Raw genomic sequence first — 9427 nt, forward strand, 5'->3', positions numbered from 1 at the left:
TCAAGAACCACAAGTGGACCAACATCAAGGAACAGGTGGACATGATCGAGATGCCCTCGGGCAACCGCATCATCCTTCTGTCCGAAGGGCGCCTGTTGAACCTTGGCAATGCCACCGGCCACCCGTCGTTTGTGATGTCGGCTTCCTTCACCAACCAGGTTCTGGCGCAGATCGAGCTCTGGACCCGCGGTGAGGAGTATAAAAACGAGGTCTACATCCTGCCCAAGCATCTGGACGAGAAGGTCGCGCGTCTGCATCTGGAACGCATCGGCGTCAAGCTGACCACGCTCAGCGCGGAACAGGCCGCCTATATCGGCGTTACCCCCGAAGGCCCCTTCAAGCCGGAACACTACCGTTACTGACCGGCCCTACAGCAGAACACCACAAAGCCCCCGCAAATCATGCGGGGGCTTTTTTGTTTTGGCTTCAATAGGGCGCAGAAACTGCGAGATGACGTTTGGTCGAAACCGGAAAGACGCGGGATAAGGCTCTGACAAGGTGACGACGGCTGGTCTAGGCTGATCCTGGTCCCTGTGGCTTTGCACGCCGCTGGACCGGGAGGAACAGGGGAGGCAGCCATGAGCGACCAAAAGACACAATTCCGGACCTGCAATATATGCGAAGCCATGTGCGGGTTGATCGTCACGCATACCGACACCGAGGTCGTGTCGATTAAGCCCAACCCGGATGACCCCCTGTCGCGGGGGCATATCTGCCCCAAGGCGATTGCCCTGCAGGATTTCCGCACCGACCCGGACCGGGTGACCACGCCGTTGAAAAAGGTGGACGGTCAGTTCGTGCCAGTGTCGTGGGAGGAGGCGCTGGAATATGCCGCAACCCGGATCGAAGAGGTGCAGGAGGCCCACGGTAAGGACGCCGTGGGGACCTATCTGGGCAACCCCAACGCGCATAAGTTCGGCAACCTCCTGACCCTGCCGCGGCTGGTCAAGGCGCTGGGGACGCAGAACCGCTATTCCTCGGCCACGGCGGATCAGATCCCGCATCACGTTGCCTCGATCCACATGCTGGGCCATCCGATGCTGATCCCGGTGCCGGATGTGGACCGCACCGATTTCATGCTGATCATCGGCGGCAATCCCCTGGTATCAAACGGGTCGATGATGACCGCGCCGGGATTTGGCAAGCGGATGGAGGAGCTGCACGCGCGTGGCGGACGCAGCGTGGTGGTGGACCCCAGACGCACCGAAACCGCCGAGAAGGCCAGCGCACATCTGTTCATCCGCCCCGAGACTGATGCCTTCCTGCTGCTGGCGCTGATCCATGAAGTGTTTGCCGCAGGTCTGGACCGTCCCGGCACGCTTAACCCGGTTGTGCGGGGCGGCGATGCGCTGAAACAGGCGGTGCAGCCGTTCACGCCGGACCTGGCGGCAAAAATGACCGGTATCGACGCAGATACTATCCGCTCTCTAGCCCATGATTTTGCCCGCGCCGGTTCGGCGGTATGCTATGCGCGCATGGGGGCCTCGACACAAAGCTTTGGTACCCTGTGCCAATGGGCCAGCAATGCGCTCAATATCATCACCGGCAATTTTGACAGCCCGGGCGGCGCCATGTTCACCACCCCAGCGCTGGATTACGTGGGTATGACCAGCCGCAAGGGTCGCGTGCGCAGCTATCCCGAGAAACGCTCGCGGGTGTCCGGACAGCCGCTGTATAACGGTGAATTCCCTGTCTCGGTCCTGGCCGAGGAGATGGAAACTCCGGGCGAGGGGCAAATCCGGGCCATGGTCACCGTGGCAGGCAATCCTGTGCTGACTGCGCCCAACGGGCTGCGCATCGGGGCGGCGATGGAGCAGCTGGATTTCATGATGTCGATTGATCTGCACATCAATGACACCACCCGCCATGCCGATCTGATCCTGCCCGCCACCGTGGCGCTTGAAGAGTACGTTTATGATATGGTGTTCCACAGTTTTGCCGTGCGCAATACCGCTGCCTTTGCCGAGCCGGTGTTTACGCCGCCCAATGACAACCCGCAGGAGTGGGAAGTCATCGCCCGGCTGGCCGCGAGGTTGAGTGGCAGCAACAGCATCGGCCCTTCGCCGGTTGAGACGCTGACGGCGCTGTTGCCGCGCGGATACCACGGCGATCGGGTGACGACAGACGCGATGCTGGGCGCTGAGACCGGAGCGATTGATCTGGGGCCGCTCGTTGAAAGCCTTGCCGATCGGCTGGAAACGCCGGATGGCAAGCTGGATCTGGCGCCAGAGGTGTTCCTTGCTGACTTGCCGCGACTGCTGGCCTTTGAGCCGCCGGTCAGCGATGATTACCCGCTGCTGATGATCGGGCGTCGGCAGGTACGCAGCCACAACAGCTGGACACAGAACAGCCAGCGTCTGGTGAAGGGCCGCAACCGCTGCACGGTGCAGATGCACCCCGCCGATGCGAACCGGCTGAGCATCGAGGACGGGATGGACGTTGCGGTGCACAGCCGTGTCGGGCAGGTCACCATGCCGGCCGAGGTGACGGATGAGATTGCACCGGGGGTGGTGTCTATCCCGCAGGGCTGGGGACAGCGACAGGGGAAACTGATGACGGCGACCCGGGTTCAGACCGTCTCGATCAATGATCTGACGGATGACACCCGGATTGATCCCATCAGCGGCAATGCGGCCTTTAACGGGGTTCCGGTGGCGGTGAAGGCTATCGCATAGGCGACAGAGCAGGCGGTATCCGGGGCCTTTTCTCGGGGGCTGGGCCCCGGTCTCGGACCACAGGCCAATCTGATTGGGGATACCTCGAGAAAAGGGCTGTCAAATGCACAAAAGGATAGGTGCTGCTCCCTTTCTGGCCCTTTGTATCCGTTCAGTACATGTCGCCGCCAAAAGGGGAGTGCTGGCTGAACGATTGCCCATGGTCCCCTAGATTGACTCAAACCCGCTCAAAATAAAGATTGGTTTATATCGAAATCGAACGGTTTTTTAACCGGTTTTTATTCAAGCGGAAGGACGGTCTGCAATGATACAGAACCTGCTCGGACGGAAGAAAAAGGCAACGCGGCAAGAAAGAATTCTGTCCGAAATCGACCGGCTGATCTCATGGAAGAAATTGGCAGCCTGCGCTGAAACTTGCCTGGATGAAGCGCCCGACTGCATCAGGGTAAACCGGAATTCGTTGGAAAGCCTGGTTCGTATCGAAGTTCTGCACCGGTGCTTTGGCATTTCCCGCAGCGACCTGATGGTAACTGGGTCCGAGACACCAGAACAAGACGGCGCGACCGCTCTGTGCGATTCCCGGCCCGTCCTGAACGAAGACGACGTCGAAAACTTTTACAAGATTATCGCGGATTGCAGCAAACAGGACGAAATCATCAACGAGCTTGGCGCCCAGTTGGCCAAGGTTGGCGTGAGCCTGAAACAGCCGGTGTCCCTGTCACCGTCCTGAAAAACGTCAACAATCTGCCCCCTGCCGTCAGCCGCAACAGAATGTGGGCACGGCGGGTGATCGGCGTAGCGCGGTTGACGCCAAGCGAGGCTTATCGCTGCCCCGCGCTGACCGCATACCGGCCAGATCACAAGATAGCTATACATTCGGGTCTGAATGCCCTATACGCGGCCAATTGTCGGCACCGGCGCAGCATTTTGCGCCACCTCCCGAGCCGCCTCCGCTCCTATAGAAAAAAGCAGACCTTCCTTTGAAACAGACACTCGCTATGGCGCTGGAGCGCCGTGGATATGACAAACTTACTCCCGTTCAGGAGGCCGTGACCGATCCGGCCCTGGGCAGCGCGGACCTGTTGGTTTCGGCGCAGACCGGTTCGGGAAAGACCGTCGGATTTGGCCTCGCCATTGCCGGGGCCATTCTGGGCGATGAAGACCGTTTTGGCTCGGCAGCTTTGCCGCTGGCGCTGGTGATTGCACCGACCCGCGAACTGGCCCTGCAGGTGAAACGCGAACTCAGCTGGCTCTATGGTGAGGCCGGTGCAACTGTCGCCTCCTGTGTGGGCGGCATGGACATGCGGGATGAGCGCCGGGCGCTGGACCGGGGCGCTCATATCGTTGTCGCCACCCCGGGCCGTCTGCGCGACCATATCATGCGCGGGTCCATCGACCTGTCCGAGCTGCGCGCAGTGGTGCTAGACGAAGCCGATGAAATGCTCGATCTCGGTTTCCGTGAGGATCTGGAGTTCATTCTGGGTGAGGCCCCGGAAGAACGCCAGACGCTGCTGTTCTCTGCCACGGTTCCCCCGGCAATTGCCCAGCTTGCAAAAAGCTATCAGCGCGATGCCATGCGGATCACCACCGTCGCCGAGAAATCGCAGCACAGCGATATTGAATACCACGCTATGGCAGTGGCGCCGCGCGACGATGAAAACGCCATCATCAACGTGCTGAGGTTCTACGAGGCACCCAATGCCATCGTGTTCTGCAACACCCGCGCCATGGTGAACCGTCTGGTGACACGCCTGTCGAACCGTGGCTTTTCGGTCGTGGCCCTGTCGGGTGAGCTGTCACAGTCCGAACGCAGCCATGCCCTGCAGGCCATGCGCGACGGGCGTGCCCGCGTCTGCGTGGCCACTGATGTGGCGGCGCGCGGGATCGACCTGCCGAACCTTGATCTGGTGGTGCACGCCGAATTGCCCTCCAGCCACGAAACCCTGCTGCACCGTTCCGGCCGGACCGGTCGCGCCGGTCGCAAGGGCGTCAGCGCGCTGATCGTGCCTCCGAAAGCCCGCAAAAAGGCCGAGCGCCTGTTGAAAATGGCCAAGCTGCAGGCCGAATGGGGCAACGCGCCCTCGGCCGAGGCCGTGTCGGAACGCGATGGCGAACGTATGCTGGCAGATCCCGCCTGGCACGAAGCCGTCAGTGACAGCGAACAGCCCATGGTGACGCAGCTGAGCGAAGCCTTCTCGGCAGAACAACTGGCCGCAGCCTATCTGCGGCTGTGGCGCAGCGCGCGCTCTGCCCCTGAAGAGCTCTCCGAAGCAAACGCCAAACCTGAGCCGCGCGAACCCTTTGGTCCCAGCGTCTGGTTCTCGATCGCCGCAGGGCGCAACGAAGGCGCCGATCCGCGCCGGTTGCTGCCGATGCTGTGCCGGGCCGGCAACATCACCAAATCCGATATCGGTGCCATCCGCATCCAGCAGGACGAGACCTTTGCCGAGATTCGCGAAAGCAGCGCAGCCGGATTTCTGGCGGCGCTTGGCACCGAGATGGTGCTGGACGATGGCACCAAGCTGACGCAACTGGACAGCCCGCCGAACATCCCCGCCGGACGTCCCGCAGGCCGCCCCGGTGGCCCCAGAAAGTTCGACGGACCGAAGCCGGGCGGAAAACGTCCGCATCGTGGTCAGGATTCCCGCCCGGATGACCGGCGCGGTGAACGGTCCTATGACAAGCCAGGCTTCGACAAATCCGATGGTCCGCGCAAACCCCGCGCAAACAAATCGGACCGGGACGAGCGTCCCCGTCACAAGAAGCACGAGGCCGCCGCCCCGCGCGAGCCGAACGCTGTGGTGACCCCGCGCAGCAAGCCTGCCAGTAAACCAGCAGGCAAGCCCGGCGCGGGCGATGCCAGCAAGAGCCTGCGCAAAAAGGACGGCGGCAAACCGCATTTCGCAACCCGCGGCCCCAAGGGACCGCCGCCGCCAAAGGGCAAGCCGAACAGCAAGAAGAACAAGGCCCGTGCGGCCCTGGCCAAGGCGGGAAAAGGCGGTTCCGCAAAACCCCGTCGGCCTAAAAGCTGATCTGAGATGACATCAGGGCAAAGCGCAGTCTTTGCCCTGATTTACAGGCTCAACGCATCTGGTGTTTGCGCAGGGCGCGGAACAGGAACATCAGGATCAGTGACAAGAAGAACAATCCAAAGAAGTCACCGATCAGGTAAACGAAGTAATCCTGGGGCGGGCTTTGGAAGGCCAGATTGCTGAGCACCGAAGACACCACGGAAACCAGAAATCCGGCAAACATGATGCTGGCCCAGCGTGGCCTGCGGCCGGAATAAGGCGACAGATCCCATCCGGCCAGTTTGATCAGGTGAAAGACGGCCGACGGAACAAGAACCGCAATCGCCATTGCAGCGATCCGAGGCGGTTCAAGAACACTGGCCCCTGAGAAGTACAGAAAAACCAGAAAGACGCCGGGAAACAGGGCAATGCTTGCCCGCCATCCCAGCAGCCAGGCGGCAAGCACCTTCACCCCATGAGGAAGGAACAGAAGGCTGGAATCGCTTTCAACGCCGGGAAAGACCCTCAATTGGATCGGCATCAGCAGTTCGAAGGCGACCAGGCAAGCCAGCAGGTAGCACAGTGTAACCACTGTTGTTTCTGTCGCCAGAGCTTTCAAATCCCGTCCCCGCCTTCATCTGTGTGACGCCCCCTGTTCCTATTTGGGTGCCTTCACCAGATATCGCCCCCGGCTCGCGCTGCCGCTTTGCTCCAGATATCCTTTGCCGACCAGCGACTTCAAGGCCCGGAAAAATGTCGGACGCGACATGCTGGCCACGATGGCATGCGCCCGGATGGTGTTGGTGCGCACGCCGTCGGAGGTGTCCGGAAAGTCGCTCGCGGCGTAGTACACATCACGTTCAACCGTAGACAGCTCCTGAAGCCCCATCGAGCTTTCCATATCGAGCATCAGTTTTCGCAACTCTGTCAGTTTGGAAATGTCAGACATAGCGTCCTGTATTAATTTTTAATGCCAAGTGTGTGTCACAAGAGTGTAATACACGAACAGCCTAAAACAGCAAATGGTATCATGTTGACACGTTATTATTGTACGGTAGTATAACTTTCGTCCGGTCGCTTTTGTTAAACCGTGAGTGGTGGCAGCCGAACATTATTTCAGAACCGAAAAATTTTCCGGCGCGGGACCTTCGGGTTCCGCGCCACATCCATATCGCACGCCGGATCTGCCATATGATACCCGTGCAGGGATCATTTCTACTCGCGATGTGTTGAATAGACTGCGTGTCAGACAAATGATCTGCGCAACATCTGGCCCCGGCAGCCGGGTGGTTAAACACAGCCAGTTTTGCCTTGCACGGTACGCTGTGAGGGGCTAAATGAACAGCCGCGTAGCCCCAATAGCTCAGTCGGTAGAGCAACTGTTTCGTAAATAGTAGGTCGGCGGTTCAAGTCCGTCTTGGGGCACCACCCATCCATCTAAGGCATTGTTTTGCATCAGTTTTTGGGCTGATCAAGACGAGGCGTAGAACAAATTGGAGAACATTTCGCGCAGCTATGTCTTCGTGAAGGAAGGCATCTACTACTTCACCCGCCGTATCCCGGTGGACCTCCGACAGCATTACTCGTCGGGTAAGATCTCCTACTCGCTGCGGACCAGATCCCGTTCCATCGCTCTCTCGCGGGCAAACAGGGCTGCCTGCAAGCTGGACGAGTACTGGTACCATCTTCGCACACAGGATGCGGAACTCCCTGGCAAACACCTTCTCCGGCATGGTCTGACCCGGCAGGCTCCTCTCTCGCCGGAAGACGCCTCTGTCACGTCTGATGTTCTGACGCTGTCGGAGGCTGTCTTGACGTACCTGCGCCTGAAAGGTCAGGGACGCCCTGAGACATTCCAGCGTGCGGCACATAGGTCTTGCGGCTACGTGATCGACGTCTGCGGAGACAAACCCCTAACAGGCTACACCAAGGCAGACGCGAACAAGTTCCGTGACGCCCTGATCAAGCGGGGGCTGGCTGGCAGCAGCATTACCCGGATCTTCGGCACCGTCCGGGCGGTCTTCAACTTCGCCGTGGCAGAGGAAGGGCTGTCCACCACCTCGCCCTTCGCCAACGTCTACTATGATCGCAACGCCGGGGTGTCAGGTCGTAGCTCCATCCCCGTGCAGGACATCCGAACCGTTCAGGAGAAGTGCAAAGAGATCGACGACGAAATGCGATGGTTGGTGGCCATGGTGGCAGATACCGGCATGCGTTTGGCCGAAGCTGCAGGTCTTTTGAGGGAAGACATCTACCGGGATGAGAGCGGCGGCTGGGTCGCTCGGATTGACCCTCACCCCTGGAGAAGCCTCAAGACCGACAGCAGCAAACGGATCGTTCCCCTAGTCGGCTCAGCAGAATGGGCAGCAAAAAGGATCCACGCGCAGGAAACAGACAGCAGGTTCGCCTTCCCGAGATACAACACCACGGGAACGACCAACGCCAACTCTGCCAGTGCAGGTCTGAACAAGTGGCTCAAAGCCTACGTGCCGAAGGGAGCAACGATGCACGGTTTCCGCCACTCGATGCGTGATCGGTTGAGGGCCGTGGAATGCCCTTCTGACATCGCAGATCAGATCGGAGGGTGGCAGACAGATGGCGTGGGGCATGGCTACGGACAGGGGTATCCGATAGAGGTACTTTCCCGCTGGGTGGGCCGCGTCGCACTATAGCATCGCACTTGCATTCAACTGCCCTCAGCTGAACGGCCTACAAAAGGCCAAGACTTCGATGCTTCAGTTCAGTTCAAGTCACACGAAGCCTCTCACACCGCACAATGGCACCTCGGAAGTTACCACAGAAGCTCCCCCAGCTATTACCTAAGCTATTGTATTTTTGACAAAATCTTGCCTTTCAGCGACCATTCTCCCCGAGGAGGTTCTGTCATGTGCAATGATTCGAAGAGACTAAAATGGGATGCTTCAGAGGAATACGTTGTCGGCGTCGTCGGCTCAGATCTTGAGTTCACCCTGGATGCTTTTTCAACTCCTTCCCTATGTTCTCAAAGTTGCCGTATTCAAAAGGTCTACAATACAAGCTGATCCATAGTTCGGCAAAACTGCTTCATAAGATCGTCGAAGACCCGCATGTCGTTTCCACATTCGAAGAAGAGGTTTTTGCGTTTCACTCGAGGTCCAGGCAATTTCTCTGGCCAACAGTCGCGAACTTTCCTGTCCACCACAAGCCACTGACTTTGATCCTAAATAGCCTGTCACACCTTGCGTCCCTGCAAAAGTATTACCCAGAGGAGGCCTTCGACTGCGTTGCGATTCCGTTCTCCAAAAGGCAATTTCAAAGGAAGGGCAGATACCAACACATAAATGGCCCTGCAACACGGACGATGGCTCTTGCCTTGGCACTGCACCTCGATCATGAGGCCAACGAACCTTTGGTCAATCTGATGACTGGCACACAGCCTGAGGTCATGGGGAAAATGCCGAGATTATCGCTGACTGCTACCGGCCAGAAGTTTTTGGAAAGAAACCTTCTAGTTGTCCACCGCCGCCCACCAGAAAAATGGCGTCCTTCACCCCCAACGTGAAACACTGAAACAGAAGCTGTTCTACGCCTCGTCTTGATCAGCCCAAAAACTGATGCAAAACAATGCCTTAGATGGATAGGTGGTGCCCCAAGACGGTTGTTCTATTCCCGTTACAGGCACCGTTGGCACGGCAAGCATCAGCAAAATAAGGGATATCAGCCCCGTGGAGTCCCGGTCAACAGGCACGATTTGTACTACGG

The 9427-nt window shown here is 58.9% G+C and carries 7 protein-coding genes and 1 tRNA gene; 6 read left to right on the plus strand and 2 right to left on the minus strand.

Translation table 11 applies throughout. The annotated features are described in order from the left end of the window. The 4 genes from SM763_RS23425 to SM763_RS23440 all read left to right on the plus strand — a co-directional run. Nucleotides 1–362, plus strand: a 362-nt coding sequence (locus SM763_RS23425; protein ID WP_368999930.1) for an adenosylhomocysteinase, incomplete at its 5' end; no start/stop codon positions are given. Nucleotides 363–578: 216 nt separating this feature from the next. After that, nucleotides 579–2675: a molybdopterin-dependent oxidoreductase gene (locus SM763_RS23430; protein WP_368999931.1), complete on the plus strand. Its 2097-nt coding sequence runs from the start codon at nt 579–581 to the stop codon at nt 2673–2675. Between the two features lie 304 nt (nt 2676–2979). Continuing rightward, nucleotides 2980–3405 carry a hypothetical protein gene (locus SM763_RS23435; RefSeq protein WP_065272042.1) on the plus strand — a complete coding sequence of 142 codons (426 nt, stop codon included), beginning with the start codon at nt 2980–2982 and terminating at the stop codon, nt 3403–3405. 250 nt (nt 3406–3655) lie between these two features. Further along, the gene (locus SM763_RS23440) at nt 3656–5707 is read left to right on the plus strand and encodes a DEAD/DEAH box helicase (RefSeq protein ID WP_347508753.1); all 2052 of its coding nucleotides are present in this window, start codon (nt 3656–3658) and stop codon (nt 5705–5707) included. A gap of 49 nt (nt 5708–5756) precedes the next feature. Here SM763_RS23440 and SM763_RS23445 read toward each other — a convergent pair whose 3' ends face one another. Together SM763_RS23445 and SM763_RS23450 are read right to left on the minus strand one after the other, a co-directional pair. Next, a complete protein-coding gene (locus SM763_RS23445; RefSeq protein WP_274830015.1) occupies nt 5757–6278 on the minus strand; it encodes a hypothetical protein in 522 nt (173 codons plus the stop codon). 66 nt (nt 6279–6344) lie between these two features. Beyond that, the gene (locus tag SM763_RS23450; protein ID WP_065272040.1) at nt 6345–6635 is read right to left on the minus strand and encodes a hypothetical protein; all 291 of its coding nucleotides are present in this window, start codon (nt 6633–6635) and stop codon (nt 6345–6347) included. A gap of 403 nt (nt 6636–7038) precedes the next feature. On the opposite strand from SM763_RS23450, the gene SM763_RS23455 reads away from it, so the two are divergent. Further along, a tRNA-Thr gene (locus SM763_RS23455) sits at nt 7039–7114 on the plus strand. Nucleotides 7115–7179: 65 nt separating this feature from the next. Continuing rightward, nucleotides 7180–8358 (plus strand): DUF6538 domain-containing protein, encoded by a 1179-nt coding sequence (locus SM763_RS23460; RefSeq protein ID WP_368999932.1) that lies wholly within the window; start codon nt 7180–7182, stop codon nt 8356–8358. The last annotated feature ends 1069 nt before the right edge of the window (nt 8359–9427 follow it).

Origin of the sequence: Pseudophaeobacter sp. C1-32P7 (assembly GCF_041008775.1) — a bacterium.
Taxonomy (GTDB): Bacteria; Pseudomonadota; Alphaproteobacteria; order Rhodobacterales; family Rhodobacteraceae; genus Phycobacter; species Phycobacter gallaeciensis_A.

What these genes read in the sequence shown, in the direction of transcription:
- SM763_RS23435 (WP_065272042.1), top strand. Translation starts at nt 2,980, where the DNA reads ATGATACAGAACCTGCTCGGACGGAAGAAAAAGGCAACGCGGCAAGAA.
- SM763_RS23430 (WP_368999931.1), top strand. Translation starts at nt 579, where the DNA reads ATGAGCGACCAAAAGACACAATTCCGGACCTGCAATATATGCGAAGCC.
- SM763_RS23450 (WP_065272040.1), bottom strand. Translation starts at nt 6,635, where the DNA reads ATGTCTGACATTTCCAAACTGACAGAGTTGCGAAAACTGATGCTCGAT.